Raw genomic sequence first — 17,641 nt, forward strand, 5'->3', positions numbered from 1 at the left:
CACAAAAGCGAAGCAAACAGCCTATTGGATTTGTACCATTTCGTGGCAGACTAACGTTTCGCAGCTAAGAAACGTGGGGCTTTTCGGAGCTCTTAACCTGTCCGCCCATGACAAAGGTAACCACGAAGAATGAACCCTTGAGTAAACCACTGTCAGCCCCATGTTTTCTTAGCTGCTGTTGTGTGGCGTTTTTATTTTAATCTCAATTCAAATAGCTTAAACCCAACTTGTCTACGTTCTTCAAAGTCCAAGTCATCATGTCGCTCTGCTACGGTCTTTAATTTCTTATATAATCGTCTCTCTCTGTACTCTGAAATCATTATCACAATCCACATAATGAAATATACAATGGCAATAAAACCTAAAACACCTAAAGTCCAATAATTTATACTGTCTTTGGTTATTTTAATATCACTTCCCATTGCTTGCTGTAATTCGCTTGAAGAAACTCGTTTAATATCCTTTCCTTTCTCGTCAATGAGTAATATTTCATCTTTATCTTTAATGTCGATTTCGACAAATAGGCTGTTTGAATTGAGGCTTACTTCGTTGAGTATTTTATATTCTGGGAAGAAGAACTGGCCGAAAGAAATGTAGCCTGCACCCGTCACCAAGGCTAAAAGAATTATTGAAAAGAAAATAGCTGCACCCACTGGCATCGGCCTTGGGATAGAATTTTCTCTATTAATTTTTCGCAGATTAGTAATTCGATGATTGATTTTCATATTCCTAACCAACCCTTTGCTAATATCAGTATCTAAGTCTTTATTCGATTCTTTTTGTGGAGTTTTATGCTCAACAAGACTGTCAAAAGTGAAATATTCTCCCTCTTTAAATAAGTCCCAATTAAAAATAAGTTTGTTGTCTTGCGTAGAAGTATTTATTTCTAGTCCTTCCGATGAATCAATTAATTTATGCCTTACCCAATGATAATTATCTGGGAGTTCGATTTCTAATGGTTTATGTACTATTGATTTGTCGATGTCCGTATTGCCATTATTGAAGAAAGTTCCCTTAAAAACAATGAGATTCTCGTCAATTTTTTTCCCTTGAAAATTGATTTCAATGTCATCAAGGTTTTTAACGATTGCTTTAAATAAAGATATACTACTATTCTTAAGGAATATGATTTCAGTCCTTTTCCGATGTTTCAGAGTATACCTTACCCCTATGTAGCCAATAACAATTGTTGCAAGAACACCAATTACAGCTAAGATTGTATCAATTTCTAAATTCATTTTTTTGTCCTTTCGATATTATGCAATTGGTTCCGAGTTGTCATTTTGAATGCCACACAACATCTGTACAAGCACTATAGTGCTTACCTACCTCACAGCATTTCCTGATTTAACTTATCAGGAAAACGGTTTCACAACTTACAAAAACTTGCCATTTATCCTGACAAAAAAGTCCTTTTTCCGTCATGGATTAGATGTAACTACTCCTAAGATCTTAGACGAAAGACAGAAGATTGTGGATTCAATAGGCAAAGCTCAATTGTCAATAGCCAACTGCTCAAACCTCGCAACCCCGCAACAGTTTAACCCGCACCTCGCAACAATTCAACTCAAACCTCGCAACCTCGCAACAATTCAACCCGTAACCTCGCAACCCGCAACAACAATAGGCAATACTTGTCCGCCGAAGTGTAACGTAGGTGGAGGCAAAAAAGCAGTGATCGGTGATTAATCCCCCCTATAATCCCCCCAGGGGGATAGATGTAAGTTACAACCTCGCAACCCCAATAAGCAATACTTGTCCGTCGAAGTGTAACGTAGGTGGGGGCAAAAAGACTGTAGACTTAAGACAAAAGACCTTAAGGACCAATAGGCAAAGCTCAATAGCCAACTGCTCAAACCCCGCAACAGTTTAACCCGCACCTCGCAACAATTCAACCCGCAACCTCGTAACCCGCAACAACTCAACCCGCAACCTAAAAACTAACCCTAAACAAGGCATTTGGTGTGAATGTCAGACCCTTTTGCCGGATTTCCCTTAGCTCTTCTGCGTCATTGAGCCTGTAGTATGTGCTCAGAATATTTTCCCGGTTTAGTAGATTCCATAACGAAAAGCCGATCTGACCCTTCAGGTCGTTACCCAATGAAAACAGATATTTCCCTGAGAAGTCAATTCTCATATACTTATCCAGTATGGAGCTGTTTGGCTGTTGGTAGCTTATTCTGCCGGCGGCAATCGGGTTTTCAGCGTTTACGGGAGTATATGGCCTGCCGGAGTGCCAGCTGAAGCTGGAGGATAGCTGCAGGTGCTCACTCTTGTACCCTGCTCCCAGGGTGATATTGTGAAGGATATCCAGGTTATTGGGAAAAGTCCGGATGGATAGCTGGGGAAAATCATAGTCATTTCTGGCAAGCGCATAACTCAGCCACGTATTGAGCCTCGAAAACCGCTTATTGATCAAAAGATCCATGCCCTGTATCTGGTAGCTGCCTGCAGACCGAAGGAACTCAAACTGATTCTGAAAACCCTGGCTGGAGGTGATAATCCCGTCTACCAGTTTGATATACCCCTCTGCACTCACAAGCAGGGTTTTACGATCGTAATGAAGCCCTGCGGACAGTTGCTTACTTTGAATCACCGGGATGTCTTCATCGTTAGACAGCGCCCACCTTCTTTTTTCCACTCCCAGAAAATCATTCTGCAGGTCTATGATCTGGGTAGAAGTCTGGTTTTTGTACTCTCCCAGCAATTCCAGCGAAAGGTTTGGAACAAATTCATGACGAAGGGCCAGCCTGGGCTCCAGGATAAACCGCTTGAGGGGGAAGTAATAATTGGCCCTGAGCCCGCTGCGGATATTGGTTTTTCCTGAGGGTGAGGTATAGTTTGCTTCCAGAAAGGTCACCTGGCTTCTCATCACCTCTTTTACCCTTCTCCTGAAGTCAGGATTATTCAGGTCTTCAAAGTTGGTAACCCCCGTTTCCGTATAATGCATTCCGGCATGCAGATCCAGCTCAGCATTGATGATTAACCGGGTGTCCGCCTTCAGCCCGCCCTCGAGCACGGAGTTTTGCTGAAGGAGCCTCTGGTCATTTAAGATGTCGTAGTTGATGCCCTCCAGCTGATAAAATGAAGCGTATGCATCGAAGGTCGTTTTTACGGTGGGGTTCCAAAGCCTGGAGTAGCTTGCACCTGAGGCAAAACTTTTTTGAGTGAGGCTACTGGTTCTCGATTCAATCTCGTTGCTTATCAGTTCATTTTCTTCGTAGTTGAGGTCGTTAAAAATGTTGAGGACACTGACATGCAGCTTATCTTTTTCAGAAATATTCACGTTGAGCCGGGCGCTCAGGTCATGAAAGGTAAAATCTTCATCGCTTGCCAGCAATGAATCTGCGGAGCTGGTAGAAGTGACCTCCGTATTGCGAAAAGCACGATCAAAATAATTTTGGTAGGTGGGTGTCTCTACCAGGTCTGCGACTGATTTGCGGCCGGAGATACTCAACGAGGCTTTTTCTGACAAGGGAATGGTGGCGTAGGCATCGGCGCTCAGCAGGTTTACTCCGGCCCCTCCCGAAAATTCAGTTGCTACTTTGTTGGTAGACCGGATATCAATAGTGCCGGATACCCCATCCCCCAGCCGGGCGGTTGTCCCGTTTTTAGTTAAGGTCACATTTTCAGTAAAATAAGGATTGAATGCTGAAATCAGTCCGTAAAAATGACTGGACTGATACATCTTGATGCCATCCCAAAGGATCAGGTTTTGGTCATTTGTACCTCCCCGGATATTGATATTGGAAACCGATTCATTGGGGCTTTGAATCCCCGGGAGTACCTGCATGATGTACAACACATCAGGCTCACTGAGGCCCGGCAGGACCTGGAGCTCATGGGTGTCCACTTCAAACTCGCCACTTACTTTTTTATTGACCCCCTGTACCAGGTAATTGGACACGTATACTTCCTGCAGCTCCGCAATTCTTGGAGTCAAAAACACATCACGGCATGAATCTGCAGGACTAAGCACTTTACTCTTCTGAAAATACCCCAAATGCCTGAAAGTGACATCTATTGGCTGAGTGGATGTAAGCGTAAAGAAACCTTCTTCATCAGAGAGCAGCATAGCGCTATCACTTTTGATCGATGCTGAAGGAATTGGCACTCCCGTATCAGCGTCTTTCAGATATCCGCAAATGGTTTTTGATTGCTTTGGAGCAATGATTGCAATATTCCGATTGTCAAGGCGCCTGAATGTTAATCCTGTTTGCCTGGAGAGGTAGGTTAACCATGACGGTAAGTCTAAGCTGTCCTCCGGAGGCAGGAGATGCCTATTGGATACGTTCTCATCAGCATATGAAAAAACCACATCAAAGTCCCTTTCAATCTCTTGCAAAAGAGCAACCAGCGGGACATTTTGAGGATTGGTTTCTTGTGCGAAAAGTGGGGTTAATAGAGAGAAAGACAGGAAAACAGATGTAGACCACTTATTGAGCACCGTATAGCAGAACCTGATCTTTTTCAAGCTTATAGGATAAGTTCAGAGGTAAGCTGATTGATTTCAGTGCTAAGTTAACATTATCATGAGCAAAACTACCAGTGAATAACCGTTGCTTGTTTAGATTCTCCAATTGCACTTTTATATTGTATTGTCTTTCAAATTCTTCGACCACATGGACCAGTGGTACACTTTTGAACCTGCTTTCACCCTCCATCCAGTCAGGAGCAGTGGTAAGCGGTAAAGGGATGGATTCTTCGACTGAGTCCAGTTTGCGCCAGGACTGTGCTTTTTCAAGGAAAACCTCACGTTCTTTGGTGATTACTTTTACTTTTCCTTCGAAACAGGAAACCTCAAAATAATCAGGTCGACTCTTCACATTAAACCGCGTGCCTACTACCCTGATCGTCCCGGAGGGGGTCACCACATCAAACTGAGAACCATGGGCTACCCGGAAAAATGCCTCACCTTCCAGGTTTACCTGTCTGTTTTTGGTCCAGTTATCATTTTCGTAGGCCAGTGTGGAGCTTACATTAAGCCTCACCAGCGAGGAGTCTGGCAGAAATAGCTCTGATTTCTCGTGGGACGCTACTTCGATGCGGTCAGATGGGTCGACGAAGTAGTAAACAGCTGCCAGGCCAAATGCTATGAATACAGTGGCAGCTACCCGGAGGAATGTGCTGCTCCAAAGCTTTCTGACCTTCGGTTGGTTCTCACCAAAAGAAAGGTGGTCGACCTTATCTTGCGGATCAAAATCAGGGGCTTTGAATTTCATCAGAGAATCATCGAGTCGTTTGAGAAACTGATAATCCTGTGTCTTTTCAAAAACCTCTCTTTCTTCCTCGCTGAGGGAGTTATTAAGCCATTTCTTTATGTATTCGTTCTGATCCATTCTATAGCTGTCAATAATTAAACAGACTTAGCGCCCAAATTCCTACCTTCACTAACTAAATTCCTATACCCTCCAGCTTTTCTCTTAGTACAGCCAGTGCAGAATATATGCGTTTTTCTACAGCCTTTCTTGATATTCCAAGCATTTCGGCAATCTCCTGGTGTTTTTTCCCCTCTATACGATTCAGCATAAATGCCACGCGCTGAGCCTCACTTAATGATTCCAAAGCTTTCTGCAGCCGCTTCATATACTCTTCCTCCTCCATTTGATATTCCGGAGACTCTATCGTGTATGATTTTACCTCAGCGGTATTTCTATAGTTAAGTACTGTTTTTTTCTTACTTAGCTCATTGAGCATTTTATTGTTTGCCACAGTAAACAGAAATGAGCGGGCTTTTTCAGGAAGTACGTTTTTGCAGTTTTTCCAGAGTTTTGAAAAAGCCTCCTGAACGACGTCTTCCGGGTTGTTCGCCTCCCCATACTTATAATAAAGAAAATTAAAAAGATCCTTTGAGTGCTGCTTAAACAGCGCTCTGAAAGTCTTTTCCTCACATACGTTCTGATTTTTTTCGCTCATTGAGGAAGCAAATTAATTAAATATCCTGCAGCTTGGGTAGGAATAATTTCAAGTCATCTGTTTCATTAACGTAACACAACTATGCTCAAGCGAAAAGTAATAAAATCCGTCCTTTTTTTAACAGCGTATATCTCGCTGATGCTCTGGTTAGCAGCCTGCCAGCAGCCTGAGAAAGAAGTGGAATTTCCGAAACCGGAAGATGCCTTTTCAAAAAGCGAACTACTGGGCCAGCACATCCGGGCCATATCTCTTTTGGACGGGTCAGTCGACAATATAATCGACAATGTAAGCTGCCTGAAAGTAGTATATCCCATGGAAGTATCTGTAATGGGTGTCAAAAAATCACTCACATCAGATGATGACCTTGAGGAAATAAAAGCATTGTACCAGTCAAATCCTTATTCGCAGGACTTCATGGAGATCAGTTATCCTTTTTCAGCCTTGCAGGCAGATTATACAGAAGTAACAATTGAGAGTGAAGAAGAACTGCGGGCATTAAAATTACTGTGTAAGGAAGGTGGTGCGGATGAAGATATTGAATGTGTGGATTTCACATATCCCATCACCCTTTCTACATATGACTTACAAAATCAAATGGCGAATACGCGGGAAGTCCGGGGAGACCAATCTTTGCATAATGTTTTAGGCGGATTAAGCGAGGAGGATCTCATCAGCCTGGACTTTCCCGTGTCTTTGTCAAGTGGTGATCTTGACTATACAGTAAATGACCACACGGAGCTTCTGGAGGTCATCGAAATGGAGGCCAATTCCTGCGATGAAGGCGACAGGCCTTTTTATCCTGAAATTGATACTCCCCTGGGTACCATTTCATTAGCTATTACCGATGCGCCTTTTCCTATAGGTTTTATTGCTGAGGCAAATGTCACCATCACTGAAATACAGGTGAAAACCGGTCCCGAAAATGACAGTGTGCCGTTTATTACCCTGTTTGAAGGCATGGAGACCTACAACTTACTTGAGCTGACCAATGGTGTCACGGAAGAATTGAGCAATACTGAAATTCCGGCAGGTACGTACAGCTTTTTCAGAATGATCGTGGAAGGTGGAGAAGTAGTGCTTACGGATGGCAGAACCTTCGACCTTAAGGTTCCTTCAGGAAGTACCAGCGGCATAAAGATAAAGCCGGACCAGCCTGTATCGATCAATGCCAACACCACAAATGCATATTTATTTGACTTTGACCTGAGCAGATCTTTTATCCCGAAAGGGAACCCCAATGACATATCAAAGATCAATGGATTCAATTTCAAACCGGTGATCAAAGCTTCAAATACGGCAATGACGGGGATACTGCAAGGGGAAGTAACGGATGATGAAGAAAATTTACTGGAGCATGTACAAATAACCGTCTATGCTGCTGATACCATTAACACCACTGCTTTTACAGACGAGACAGGTAATTATAAAATTCTTGGACTTACTGCAGGCACCTATGAGGCAGAAGCAGAACTGGAAGGTTTTGAAGTTTTTCAATCAGAAGAATTCATTATCAATCAGGGCGAGACCACCACTTTAAACATTACTATGAAATAAAAAGCATAAACCAAATTTCAACCAAGTTATGAAGACAATACAGCTATTATTAACCGTATTTATTACACTGATGATTTCCGCCCTACTGTATAGTTGTGGAGAGGGTGATACTGAGGGTTCCGGAAGATTGGATGTACAGATGACAGATGCACCTTTCCCCACGGATCTGGTAGCGGAAGCAAACATTACTGTTTCCAAAATTGAAATCAGGCAGGCAGGTGATGGAGAAGACTCAGAAAGCGGGTCACCATTTATCACCATTATGGATACTGAAGTATCTGCAAACCTTCTGGACCTTACCAACGGCGTTACTGAAAACCTGGCGAGTGTTGATATTCCGGTTGGTTCATATGATCTGGTAAGAGTGTATGTATCAGAAGCATCCGTTGTTTTAAAGGATGGAGCCACCTATGACCTGAAGGTACCTAGCGGCGCTCAAACAGGGGTTAAAGTTTTCATTAAACCTGCCATTGAAGTAGCTGGCGGTTTAACAGCCGAGTTGCTTCTGGATGTGGATGTGTCCAGCTCATTCGTTGCTCAGGGAGATATCAATACTCCGGCAGCTGTTAGCGGTTTCATTTTCACACCTGTGATCAAAGCATCTAACGAATCTTTTGCCGGCAGACTGACAGGTGAAGTAACTACCGAGGTAGAAGGAGAAGCCACCGGAGTAGACGGAGCAACAGTCTCCGTATTTGCTGCTGACACATTGAATACCACAACATTTACCGACGAGAGTGGCAACTACACCATTCTTGGTCTGGATGCAGGGTTGTATGATGTCACCGTAGAGTCAGAAGGTTATGTCACCGCCGCTTCTGACGATGTAGAAATTGTGGCAGCTAATGCCACAACAGCGAATTTTTCGCTTGAGGCGGAAGAGTAATTCGCGATCCTCTATTTTCCACGAGGGGTCTTTTTACCAGCGCGGGGCAGCAAGAAATTGCTGCCCTTTTTTTATTTTCCCAACAGACTGACTTTCTGATACTCAGACTAAGTCAATTGAGCGAAGCTTTCCCCCTGTTTTAGGGCGTTAAGTCATGACCATAGCGTCATTGGGGAATACAAGGGGGTAAATAGATAAACCACAGAGTAAAGGTTGAAGGAATGGTATTTCCTGTTTGATAAATGAGATTTAAAAGCCTCTGGGACGATGAGGTCAGGGAAAAATTCATCAAACCATGCTCCTTTACTACTTAATCGCAACTTGATAAAAGTGGGACGAATAACGAATGGAAAAACCGCAGCTAATACTTCCCCAACGGTTAATTTTGGATTTACTTTGCGGACAAAATTTTTCACACATGGAAGGCGAAAAAAAAGAACCTCTGAATTTTATCGAGCAAATGATTGAAACCGACCTGAAGTCCGGCAGGCATCAATCCATTCATACTCGCTTTCCACCTGAGCCCAACGGCTATCTGCATATCGGACATGCCAAATCGATCATCCTGAATTTTGGTCTGGCCAAAAAATACAATGGAAAATGCAATCTCCGCTTTGACGATACCAACCCTGAGAAGGAAGAAGTAGAATACGTAGACTCCATAAAAAAAGATATTAAGTGGCTGGGCTATGACTGGGAGGATCGGGAATATTATGCATCGGATTATTTTGATAAGCTCTATGAGTTTGCAAAACGCCTTATCAATAAGGGAAGCGCCTATGTAGATGACCTTAGCCAGGAAGCTTTTAATGAGATCAAAGGCACACCTACCGTGCCCGGGAAAGAGAGTCCTTACCGTCATCGTAGCGTGGAGGAAAATCTTCGCCTGTTCGAGGAGATGAAAAACGGGAAGTACAAGAATGGCGAGAAGGTTTTGCGGGCTAAGATCGATATGACTTCCCCCAATATGCACATGCGTGATCCGATCCTTTATCGGATCAAAAATATTCCTCATCATCGTACGGGTGATAAGTGGTGCATCTATCCCACATACGATTTTGCGCATGGGCAGTCAGACAGCATCGAAAATATCACCCACTCGCTCTGTACTCTCGAGTTTGAGGTACACAGACCCCTGTATGACTGGTTGATCAAGGAGCTTGATATTTTTCCATCGAAGCAAACTGAGTTTGCCCGATTAAACCTGAGCTATACCATCGTTAGTAAAAGAAAGCTCCTGGAGCTGGTCAGGGAAAAATATGTAGCCGGCTGGGATGATCCCCGGATGCCTACGATCTCCGGGATACGAAGACGAGGTTTTACTCCCGATGCAATCAAGAAGTTTATCCATAAAGTGGGTGTCGCCCGCCGGGATGGAATCACCGATGTGGCGTTGCTCGAACATTCCGTACGAGAAGACCTGAACAAAAAAGCCAACCGTTTTTTCGGGATCCTGGATCCGGTAAAGCTGGTGATCACCAACTGGCCGGAGGATAAGGAAGAAATACTTACGGCTGTGAATAACCCTGAGGATGAAACTGCAGGTACGCGGGAGATGAAATTTGGCAGGGAGATCTACATTGATCGGGGAGATTTTTTGGAGAACCCACCATCTCCGAAAAAGTGGTATCGTCTGGGGCCTGAGCGTGAGGTCCGGCTAAAATATGCCTACATCATCAAGTGTACAGGCTATGATAAAGATGAGTCCGGGGAAATCACCACCATCTATGCTGAGTATGATCCGGAAACCAGAAGCGGACAGGATACCAGCGGTAAAAAAGTAAAAGGAACGCTGGGCTGGGTATCAGTAAAGTATGGTATCAATGCCGAGATCAGGCTTTATGACAGGCTATTTCATACAGAAAACCTCAATGAGATAGCGGATGATTTCAAAAACCACCTGAACCCTGATTCACTGGAGATTAACACCAAAGCCATGCTGGAAGAATCGCTCAGAGATGCAAAAGCAGGTGATCAGGTGCAGTTTGAGCGGGTTGGGTATTTCCGGGTGGACGAGGATAGTACTCCGGAAAAGCCGGTGTTTAATCGTACCATCACACTTCGTGATACCTGGCAAAAGGTAAAGGGGAAGTAGCGCCTCAAACCTGATATATATCATACCGGTTTTCGTAGCCTCAGGACAGGATACCCGTATAATTTACTAAAGCTCTGTAAATATAGTAACCATGTCTTTCGGTGGACCCATTGATTCAATGATCAATAGCTATAAAGCCAATGTGCGACTATTAAGAGGACGCAGGCGACTGAAAGACATACAGGCAGATTATAAGGCAAAGAAAAAGCCACCCAATATGCCAACTACTACGAAGAAAAATATCAGAGAAGCTAATCGGTTTGAGGAACGGATAAAGAAACAGCGGAGAGCTGATAAATTTCGCTTTTACGTCATCCTGGGCCTTACTATTGTGATTATCCTGGTTGTTTTAGCCTGGGCGATTACCACGGGATACACCACAGGCTAGTGTCCTGGTGTCGTGTCACCCGGTTAGTTCTACTTTGTCAAGTTATAATTAAGCAGCAAAAGGGGTATGGGTTTGATGAATTTTATATAACCCCCATCAGCCCCCTTTGAAAAGAAAAGGGGGAATATTTGTATCAATCCCATCCCCACAATGATCATTCGTCATAACTTGACAAAGTAGGGATAGTTAAGGCTTGCTCTTTTCCTTTATTTCAGCAACATCCTTTTTCAGCTCTTCCAGACTGGAATGGATTTCTCTGATCATGGGGTTGGATGAGGCTGAATTTCGCAGTTCTTCTTCCCGCAAGCCAAATATAGTATCCAGTCTCCCGACGAAAAGTGACAGGCCGATGAACAGGATAAATAAGACAGGCAATGAAACGTACATATTGGAGAAAATTAGCTCGCCAATGTACGTGTCACGGTAAGCTTCGAAGAAGACCAGCCCGATCATAAAAAACTGAACATAGCCAATATACATTCTGGCCCGGTCGATATATACTTTCCAGCGAATGAAGGTTCGCTTGTCGGCTTTGATGTTTTTCATAGTGATGTATTATTCTATTTAGGAAAAAGGTTTAGGAAGGACGACTTTCTATCCATTAAATTACCTATTACAATATAATGCCATTAAGATAAGGTCACTCCAGTCATGGAGTCTTTGATCAAATTGAGCATTTCTCGTTTTATAATACATAGATTCCATCCGGATGGAATCGCTGGAATGACTGATTCTGTGAAGTTTCACCCTTATCTTAATGGCATTATATTACGATGTGTCAAATTAAAAGGTTTGTGGAATTTACCTGCCTTACACCTTACCACCAAAGATTCATCGAAAGTTTCTGTTCAAACGCTTCAATGTCTTTTAATTTTAAGTCTATTTGAACCACTTGGGTAAAAGTGGTGTCTTTATGATTAAAGCGGATCTATGAAAATCGGAGTTTTTTGTGTTCTTATTGGTGTCATGCTGGCTGGCTGTCTGGAAAATGATTTTGATACCAGTCAGCTGATCACTGAAAACGACCTTCTGTATCTGGACCCTTCTCAGCGAAAAGAGGAGTTTCCAAATGACCCGTACAGGATCGTGGGTGTTACTCCAAGCGGAAATGACTGGCAGATTATCGTGGAGTATTCAGGAGGATGTGAAACACATCAGTACTTCACACACTGGGAAGGATCGGAGTCCAGCGCCATTTCCCCAACCGATATTTCATTCACACTGCTGCACGATAGCAAAGGAGACGCTTGTGAAAGGGTAGTGAGAGATACCCTTCAGCTTGATCTGCAAGAAGTTTTCGGCTCGGACTTTTCAGAAGACACTCTTTTTGTTTCCGTCATAAATGGGTTCACAGGAGATAAAGTAGTGGTAGATCCATACCTTGCCCGGCTCGAACAGGGGAATGCCTGCAAAATTTCTACCCGCCTGATTGGCACTGCCTGTAATAATGGCTTTTGGCAAAACCAATGGTTGCTCCTATCCGATACCATTGCTGATTACGAAAAGGTATGGCTTCAGCCTGTAAGAAGTGGTGATACACGGATTCCTGCCAGCGGAAAATACCATGTTGGTATTAGACTGTTGTTTGGTTTTCAATTCAGTCAAAAAGTCTGTGATGACCTGCCGGATGGACAGATAGTCCCCGCTGAAATTACCTGCATTACTCCCGCAGATTGATTTTTTATCATTGCTAATTTTCTAACAGAACTGATATTCAATTGATTAATGTCGCATGATAATTGACTTTCATTAATTAATTCTGCAATTTTAGAAAATCAAACAACCATTACAACATGAGAAAGTTAATCTATTTATCAGTATTTGCATTTGCACTTAGTGCCTGTAGTTCAAGCAGTGGATCAGGATCAGCCGAAGAAAAGGTAGATGAGGCCACAGATAAGGTCGAGGAAGCCGTAGATGAGGCTGGAGATGCCGTAGAGGAAGCTGCAGAAGAAGTAGAAGCTGCTGCCGATAGTCTCAGTACTGAGGCCGAAGAGGCAGCCGATGAGATTGAAGAATCTGCCGAGCAGTAAAGAAAAAAGCCCCGAAATTGGGGCTTTTTCTTTTTTCCGGATATGCTTTTGTTAAACCGCCGTTGTAATCCTAAATCATATATGAACCGCCAATGATAGGATGCACATCCAAAAAACTGCTAGTAGTAAACCTAATAACCTAAACCATCTCATGTCCTTAACCATGAATACAAAGTTGGGGCAGAGGCAGATCTTATTTATGAGAAGATTACCTATTTTGAAAAAATAGGGAAATCACTTACTTGACTCAAAGATTCCCCGCTTGAGATTCAGAGAAGATGCTCCCTCTATAAAAAATATCCATTGAACGCCCTCCTCTGTCATCCTAAGCTGATAGGATTCAATTCGATTCAGCTTCATTTGGATGGAGAGCTTATCTCCCAGCTCAGAATTGTGTACTCCCTGTACTATGCTGTGATCCAACCTGTCAAGTATGGGGTTTAGATCTACATTTAAAAAGGATGACATATACTCTTCTACAAAGCTATGCATGGTCATCTCGGTGAATGCAACCCAATCATCTGAAGACTCCAGTTTATAATCAAAATCTTCAAGAGAAAGCTGCAGGTTTTTATCCAGGTGGGGTGTACCACTTAGAGCAAGGGTCCCTTCAATGTCACCCTTTAAGTCAAGCTTGACTTTCAGTCGCTGCCCTTCAGGACCCACAGATACATTTTCTATGACGGCTGTATAATCCTGGTAAGTAACTTCCTGTCCCTGAAGCTTTTCCTGTAAGGTATTTTGCAATAAGTCATAAGCAAGAAACACTTCCGGATAAGCCAGGAATGCAGACTTTTCATTTAACGGAACAGATCGGTCAGGAAGAGGCTGTCTGTCATAGGCAGAAGGTTTTAAAGCGAGGTTTAATGCCGTACGGTATTCCAGGTTTACAGTAAGCGTATCTTCTTTAGGAATAGCAAGCCCCGAAAGAGCGATCGGCTGAGCGTGTAACCAGAGGTCTCTGTCCGGAGTTTTGATCCTGATCGGCTCCTGGATGTCAGTCCATACCCTGGTCAGAACCTGCCTGAAGGAAATGGACCTGTGGATGGCACCGCAGATCACATCAGACAACAAGTCTGAATGATTTTCCAGAAAACGATCCACATTACTACCAATATCCATCGAAAAAGTACCCAGGGATATTTTTGGTTGATAGGACCAGGTAAAACCTTCCCATTTGCAAATGACATCCAGCTCCCAGTCATCTCTAAGCTTAACGTCAGCAGTAACTTTTACTGAACCGGAAAAGTGAACCGGGGCATCCTTGTTGGAAAAGGTGATTCCAAAAACCTTTTTCCTGACACTTGCGGTCACATCCAGGGGAATGACGGCTTCAAGGGTGCCTTTATTAATGTCCAATTGGATCTGTCCTTTCCTTGTCAGTTTGAGGAAGAGCGTATCCTTCCGGTCTTTCAGAGGGAGAGCTTCATTGAGAAACTCTTCAGGAAGTACCCGGTTTAGCCCGGACTCCAGCTCACTGGCAGGAAAATTGACCCGAAAGCTGAGATAAGAGGGAGGCACTTCCGCCAGGGGGAGCACCTCGCCCACATTTTCTTTTTTTCTAAGCTGATCACACCCTGCCAAGGCCAATAAAATGGTAATGAAGAAAAGTTCTTTCCGCATACACTCGATTCTCATTTGTTTAAAGTTGCTGAAATAAGTGGACTGCATAAACCGGGCTGCCGGCTACTGCAGACAGGCATGCTCATTTTGCGTGAAATAAGAAAGAACGTTCCTTATTATCAAAAATTATTCGTCTTTTAGATACTTCACCGGATTGGCTGTGGCTGCTTGAAGGGACTGATACCCTACCGTGATTGCCACCAGGAACAGGATGATCAAGAGACTACTGGCAAAAGCCAGCCAGGAGATATCTATCCGGTAGTGGTAATTTTCCAGCCAGTCTTGTACAAAATAAATGACTAAGGGCACACTGATCACAAAGGCCATCAATACCCACCTGGCAAAATCCCCGAATATCATGCCTAAAATGCCGCTTATTTCAGCCCCGAGAACTTTTCGGATACTGATCTCTTTTCTTCTTTTTTCGATGATAAATAGCGTGAGCCCATATAGACCAAGACATGCTACGATGATGGAGATCACTGAAAAAACAGAAACCATTCCCATGTACCGCTGTTCGGACTCATAAAGGCCTAATACCCGATCATCCATAAAAGAATAGGTAAAAGGTTTCGTGGAACCCAGTTTTTCCCACATTTCCTCCATTTCGATAAGTCGGGCTTGTAACTGTGAGACATCCATATTGCAGGTGATAAAAGTATGAACAGGATGCTTAGCCGTCCGATGAAAAAACAGGGTGGGCGCTACTTCATTCCGTAAAGACTCGAAATTGAAATCCTCCACTACCCCTACTACATTGAGCCGCGTATCTCCGATCTTGATCACATTTTGCTCCGAGGGGTCAAACTGAAATGCCTCCAGGGCAGCTTCATTCAAAATCACCGATTGACGCTGGTCTCCTTCTGAATCCGCCAGAAACGGGTTGCCGTATTTCAGGGGGATCTCATAGACATCAAAAAAGCCTGCATCTACATAGGTGTACCGCATTCGCAGCGGGTCTCCATTCCATCCATCTGGTCGTACAAAGGTGAAGCTGCGAGTCCAGAAAGTGGGCACAGCCCGGCTCATGGTTACTTCACTGATATAGGATTGGTTCTTAAGCTGATCCTTGAATGTATTTAGCCGGACAACTCCCTCTTCCCTGTTGCTAAAATCTCCGCTGGAAGCACCAATGATCAGTTTTCCCTCCTTTTCAAAGCCCATGGGCTTTTGGGTCATATACTCGATCTGGTTTTTGACAATAATCGAAACACTGATCAAAAAGACCGCTATTGAGAACTGGATCACCACGAGGGCATTTCGGAGGCTGGTAGAACCGCCCATTCCTAATTTGTGTCTTATCACATCAATGGCTCGAATGGAAGATAGGTAAAGGGCAGGGTAGCTTCCGCTCAAAAACCCAAGTACCAATACCAAACTGAGGGCAAACGCACTAATTTCTACTATTGAAAAGGCAGCCAGGGTAATGGAAGTGTCAAAAAAGTCATTGAAATAAGGGATAAGGAGCATAGCCACGAGTAAACCCAGTATGGTTGCAAAAAAGGTATTGACTAAGGCTTCGGTAATGAATTGAGTTCTGAGCTGGGATCTATAAGCGCCGAGCACTTTACGAAGGCCAATCTCCTTTGCTCGCTGGGAGGACTGAGCTGTTGAAAGGTTCATGAAATTGATCATGGCGATCAGAAGGATGCCTGCTCCAATCCACAAAAGTGTCCTTGCGTCGGATTTGTTTCCGATAAATGTATCGTAATACTGATCGAAAGGGAGAAGTTTAAAATTGGTGTTATCCCGTGTTTCCGTTCCCCAGATGTTTTCGATCAAATCCGGGAAGGCTCTTTCGAGGTAGTTTGCACTTTCTGGTTCATCCAGGAGAACCAGGGTCTCCAGAAAAGATGATCCCCAGTTATTAGCGTAATGAGAAAAAACCGGAAGGCTGGTAGCCTGAATGACCAATTGTGGTTGGTAGGAACTGTTTTCCGGGATGTCCTTCAGAACCGCAGAGACGTAATACCTCATGGTGGTATCTTCGTCCGGCAAAAATAATTCCATAGGTTCTCCCACGGCATTTGATTTTCCGTAATACTTGATAGCTAGCTCTTCTGCAATGACTACCGAGTTTTTATTAGTAAATAAATTTTGCTCGTTACCATACTTCACCGGGAATGAAAAAATCCTGAAGAATGATTCATCTGTGTAGATAATCTCCTCTTCAAGGTACTGGTTATCCCGGATGATGCTAGCCTCCGTGTCATAATACCGCGCAGCTTCCTTCACTTGCTCATACTCAGCTTCCAGCCGGTCTTTCATGGGGACCCAGGTGTCATAAGTAGCCTGGGTTCCGTCAGGGGTTATTCGTTCCTTATAGGCCAGAAATATGCGGTCTTTTTTACTATGCATCCGGTCAAAAGTGAGAATTTGGTAAGCATACAAAAAGATCAGCAGGAAAGCAGCCACACCCACCGACAGGCCGAAGATGTTAATAAATGAGAAGGCCTTTCTTTTGAGCATGGACCGAAAGGCAATTTTCATGTAGTTTCTAAAGATCATGGTGTTGAGCGATAAGTAATAAAATGGACGAATATTTTGAGGGCGAAATGAAGAAAATACCTCCCATATGAATTGTTGTTTAGCTTTTTTGGATCCATCCATCTCCAGCCTCCAGTTATAGGCTTCATGCAGATCACCCTGCACCTCATCCAGAAGATCAGGGCGAAAAACATACTCGAGCAGCCGGTCTGCCCATTTCGGTGGATGGTTGTGACTCATATGACTAACCGAAATTTAGTTTTGGGATCACTTTCCACATTGCTGATCGCTTTTGCTGAAGGGTTCTGGCAGCTTCGTACCCTTTATTGGTCGCAGAGTAGAGCCGCTTCCTCCTGCCACCACGTTCTGCGGTGGGCTCTCCCATAGCAGATCGGACCAGTCCTTTTTTCTCCAGTCGCTTTAGCACCACATGAATAGCCGGTAGAGATATTGACTGGCCCAGTTGATCATAATATTCTTTCGCAATGTCTACTCCATAGGTTTCTTCCTTCATAAGAAGTATGATCAGAACCATTTCTTCGAGTGTGCCCAACTGAAGATTCATATATGATTAATTTTTGTTTAAGTAATAGATACGAATATCATTAATTTTTGTTTAACTAATTTAAAATTGCACTCAAGGCCTTTTTTAAGTCCTG

General features: G+C 43.6%; 15 protein-coding genes. 7 read left to right on the forward strand and 8 right to left on the reverse strand.

What is annotated here, in order from left to right; all coding sequences use genetic code 11:
• Positions 1–191: 191 nt before the first annotated feature.
• Entirely contained in the window at positions 192–1,238 is a 1,047-nt protein-coding gene (locus AC3E9V_RS23800) for a hypothetical protein (protein WP_488750673.1), read from the reverse strand.
• 79 nt (positions 1,239–1,317) lie between these two features.
• Here AC3E9V_RS23800 and AC3E9V_RS23805 point away from each other — a divergent pair, with 79 nt between their 5' ends.
• Complete coding sequence (locus AC3E9V_RS23805) at positions 1,318–1,689, forward strand: hypothetical protein (protein ID WP_488750674.1); 372 nt, start codon at positions 1,318–1,320, stop codon at positions 1,687–1,689.
• A 244-nt stretch (positions 1,690–1,933) separates the two neighbouring features.
• Here AC3E9V_RS23805 and AC3E9V_RS23810 read toward each other — a convergent pair whose 3' ends face one another.
• From AC3E9V_RS23810 to AC3E9V_RS23820, 3 genes are read right to left on the reverse strand one after another with little or no spacing between them, the layout of a single operon-like run.
• Entirely contained in the window at positions 1,934–4,474 is a 2,541-nt protein-coding gene (locus tag AC3E9V_RS23810; RefSeq protein ID WP_488750675.1) for a TonB-dependent receptor, read from the reverse strand.
• On the reverse strand, positions 4,437–5,339 hold the full coding sequence (locus AC3E9V_RS23815; RefSeq protein ID WP_488750676.1) for a FecR family protein: 903 nt from the start codon (positions 5,337–5,339) through the stop codon (positions 4,437–4,439). The genes AC3E9V_RS23810 and AC3E9V_RS23815 overlap by 38 nt, the downstream gene beginning before the upstream one ends.
• 55 nt (positions 5,340–5,394) lie before the next feature.
• Positions 5,395–5,916: an RNA polymerase sigma factor gene (locus AC3E9V_RS23820; protein WP_488750677.1), complete on the reverse strand. Its 522-nt coding sequence runs from the start codon at positions 5,914–5,916 to the stop codon at positions 5,395–5,397.
• 81 nt (positions 5,917–5,997) lie between these two features.
• On the opposite strand from AC3E9V_RS23820, the gene AC3E9V_RS23825 reads away from it, so the two are divergent.
• From AC3E9V_RS23825 to AC3E9V_RS23840, 4 genes are all read left to right on the forward strand, one after another.
• A complete protein-coding gene (locus AC3E9V_RS23825) occupies positions 5,998–7,470 on the forward strand; it encodes a DUF4382 domain-containing protein (protein WP_488750678.1) in 1,473 nt (490 codons plus the stop codon).
• Between the two features lie 28 nt (positions 7,471–7,498).
• Positions 7,499–8,356: a DUF4382 domain-containing protein gene (locus AC3E9V_RS23830; RefSeq protein ID WP_488750679.1), complete on the forward strand. Its 858-nt coding sequence runs from the start codon at positions 7,499–7,501 to the stop codon at positions 8,354–8,356.
• A 418-nt stretch (positions 8,357–8,774) separates the two neighbouring features.
• Entirely contained in the window at positions 8,775–10,451 is a 1,677-nt protein-coding gene (locus AC3E9V_RS23835; RefSeq protein WP_488750680.1) for a glutamine--tRNA ligase/YqeY domain fusion protein, read from the forward strand.
• 91 nt (positions 10,452–10,542) lie between these two features.
• Entirely contained in the window at positions 10,543–10,839 is a 297-nt protein-coding gene (locus tag AC3E9V_RS23840; protein ID WP_488750681.1) for a hypothetical protein, read from the forward strand.
• Between the two features lie 186 nt (positions 10,840–11,025).
• On the opposite strand, the gene AC3E9V_RS23845 is transcribed toward AC3E9V_RS23840, so the two are convergent.
• Positions 11,026–11,385, reverse strand: a complete 360-nt coding sequence (locus AC3E9V_RS23845) for a hypothetical protein (protein ID WP_488750682.1) — start codon at positions 11,383–11,385, stop codon at positions 11,026–11,028.
• A gap of 384 nt (positions 11,386–11,769) precedes the next feature.
• On the opposite strand from AC3E9V_RS23845, the gene AC3E9V_RS23850 reads away from it, so the two are divergent.
• Both AC3E9V_RS23850 and AC3E9V_RS23855 read left to right on the forward strand, forming a co-directional pair.
• A complete protein-coding gene (locus AC3E9V_RS23850) occupies positions 11,770–12,516 on the forward strand; it encodes a hypothetical protein (protein WP_488750683.1) in 747 nt (248 codons plus the stop codon).
• Positions 12,517–12,632: 116 nt separating this feature from the next.
• The gene (locus AC3E9V_RS23855) at positions 12,633–12,872 is read left to right on the forward strand and encodes a hypothetical protein (RefSeq protein ID WP_488750684.1); all 240 of its coding nucleotides are present in this window, start codon (positions 12,633–12,635) and stop codon (positions 12,870–12,872) included.
• Positions 12,873–13,106: 234 nt separating this feature from the next.
• Here AC3E9V_RS23855 and AC3E9V_RS23860 read toward each other — a convergent pair whose 3' ends face one another.
• From AC3E9V_RS23860 to AC3E9V_RS23870, 3 genes are all read right to left on the reverse strand, one after another.
• Positions 13,107–14,510 (reverse strand): DUF4403 family protein, encoded by a 1,404-nt coding sequence (locus AC3E9V_RS23860; protein ID WP_488750685.1) that lies wholly within the window; start codon positions 14,508–14,510, stop codon positions 13,107–13,109.
• Between the two features lie 111 nt (positions 14,511–14,621).
• Positions 14,622–17,222 (reverse strand): ABC transporter permease, encoded by a 2,601-nt coding sequence (locus AC3E9V_RS23865; RefSeq protein WP_488750686.1) that lies wholly within the window; start codon positions 17,220–17,222, stop codon positions 14,622–14,624.
• Between the two features lie 4 nt (positions 17,223–17,226).
• On the reverse strand, positions 17,227–17,547 hold the full coding sequence (locus AC3E9V_RS23870; protein WP_488750687.1) for a PadR family transcriptional regulator: 321 nt from the start codon (positions 17,545–17,547) through the stop codon (positions 17,227–17,229).
• Between the last annotated feature and the right edge of the window lie 94 nt (positions 17,548–17,641).

It is taken from the genome of Marinoscillum sp. HNIBRBA16962 (assembly GCF_057801515.1).

Coding starts and splice junctions, on each gene's coding strand:
- AC3E9V_RS23800 (WP_488750673.1), bottom strand. CDS start 1,238: ATGAATTTAGAAATTGATACAATCTTAGCTGTAATTGGTGTTCTTGCA.
- AC3E9V_RS23815 (WP_488750676.1), bottom strand. CDS start 5,339: ATGGATCAGAACGAATACATAAAGAAATGGCTTAATAACTCCCTCAGC.
- AC3E9V_RS23820 (WP_488750677.1), bottom strand. CDS start 5,916: ATGAGCGAAAAAAATCAGAACGTATGTGAGGAAAAGACTTTCAGAGCG.
- AC3E9V_RS23825 (WP_488750678.1), top strand. CDS start 5,998: ATGCTCAAGCGAAAAGTAATAAAATCCGTCCTTTTTTTAACAGCGTAT.
- AC3E9V_RS23830 (WP_488750679.1), top strand. CDS start 7,499: ATGAAGACAATACAGCTATTATTAACCGTATTTATTACACTGATGATT.
- AC3E9V_RS23835 (WP_488750680.1), top strand. CDS start 8,775: ATGGAAGGCGAAAAAAAAGAACCTCTGAATTTTATCGAGCAAATGATT.
- AC3E9V_RS23840 (WP_488750681.1), top strand. CDS start 10,543: ATGTCTTTCGGTGGACCCATTGATTCAATGATCAATAGCTATAAAGCC.
- AC3E9V_RS23845 (WP_488750682.1), bottom strand. CDS start 11,385: ATGAAAAACATCAAAGCCGACAAGCGAACCTTCATTCGCTGGAAAGTA.
- AC3E9V_RS23850 (WP_488750683.1), top strand. CDS start 11,770: ATGAAAATCGGAGTTTTTTGTGTTCTTATTGGTGTCATGCTGGCTGGC.
- AC3E9V_RS23855 (WP_488750684.1), top strand. CDS start 12,633: ATGAGAAAGTTAATCTATTTATCAGTATTTGCATTTGCACTTAGTGCC.
- AC3E9V_RS23860 (WP_488750685.1), bottom strand. CDS start 14,510: ATGAGAATCGAGTGTATGCGGAAAGAACTTTTCTTCATTACCATTTTA.
- AC3E9V_RS23865 (WP_488750686.1), bottom strand. CDS start 17,222: ATGAGTCACAACCATCCACCGAAATGGGCAGACCGGCTGCTCGAGTAT.
- AC3E9V_RS23870 (WP_488750687.1), bottom strand. CDS start 17,547: ATGAATCTTCAGTTGGGCACACTCGAAGAAATGGTTCTGATCATACTT.